Here is a 700-nt window from a genome sequence, read left to right as displayed (position 1 = left end):
GATATTGGACGTCGCTTTGGTACAAATGAAGAATTTGGTATTCGTTTCAACGGTGCATTTAAAGATGGAGACACCGCGATAAACAACCAAAGCAAAAAAACTCAACTTGCATCATTAAGCCTTGATTGGCGTAATGACATTGCTTTCCTTGAAGCAGATTTTTACTACAGTACAGAGCGAGTTGAAGGTGCAAACCGTGGGTTAAGCATCGCTTCTGGTCTCAAAATCCCATCACCTCCTCCATCTGACACATTATTGACGCCAAGTTGGGCCTACAATGATAGCGAAGATAAAGGGATGATGATTCGCGGGGAGCTAAACGTTAGTGACTCTGTAACTGTATACAGCGCATTGGGTGGTAGCCGTACAGATTTTCATTCAAATGTACCGCAACGAATCAAAATCATCGATAACGAGGGTAACCTAGAGGTATCTCTCGGATCAGTTAAGCTTGAGAACAAACGAACTTCAGGTGAGATAGGTGTTCGTAGCAACTTTGACATTGGCCCAGTAGAACACCACCTTGTACTGAATAGTACTTACTTTAGAGAAGATAAAAATGATTCTCCAACAGGTAATAATAATCCAGCCCCTTGGAACTCGAATATTTATGATCCTGTTTGGGGACCAGAAAATTCAGTTTACGACAACTACTATGGTTTACCTGTCGATTCAACTCAGGTCAGCTATGGCATTGCCG

The 700-nt window shown here is 42.1% G+C and carries 1 pseudogene; it reads left to right on the top strand.

Going from position 1 to position 700, the window contains the following annotated elements:
* Positions 1–700, top strand: a pseudogene (locus IQR33_RS34390) (TonB-dependent siderophore receptor); the annotation flags it as partial.

The sequence above is a fragment of the Vibrio sp. OPT46 genome (genome assembly GCF_015163535.1).
GTDB lineage: Bacteria > Pseudomonadota > Gammaproteobacteria > Enterobacterales > Vibrionaceae > Vibrio > Vibrio alginolyticus.
Note: the sequence above shows the minus strand (reverse complement) of the source record. Positions and strands in the feature narration are given on the sequence as shown.